General features: G+C 57.0%; 1 protein-coding gene. It reads left to right on the forward strand.

Features of this window, described 5'->3' with window-relative positions:
- Positions 1-277, forward strand: a 277-nt coding sequence (locus KZZ04_RS19085; RefSeq protein WP_219423828.1) for an EAL domain-containing protein, incomplete at both ends; no start/stop codon positions are given.

Genomic DNA, 277 nt, shown 5'->3' on the forward strand with positions numbered 1-277 from the left:
CAACCTGCACGCTTCGCAATTGCTCAACAACGAGTTGATGGGGCATATCCAGCAGGCGTTGCTGCGCCATGGCCTTCCCGGTTCGACGCTGTTGTTCGAGCTGGCGGAAAACGGTCTGCTGGATATCTCACCGCGAATCCAGGAAAACCTGCTGCGGCTGCGCATGCTCGGCTGCGGCCTGGCTATCGATGACTTTGGCATGGGCTTTTCATCGCTCAAGCTGCTTTGCCAACTGCCCTTCAATCAACTCAAGCTCGACGGCGAGTTTGTTCGCCAT

This window comes from Pseudoalteromonas sp. CR1, from assembly GCF_019392235.1.
In the GTDB taxonomy this organism is placed as follows: domain Bacteria; phylum Pseudomonadota; class Gammaproteobacteria; order Enterobacterales; family Alteromonadaceae; genus Pseudoalteromonas.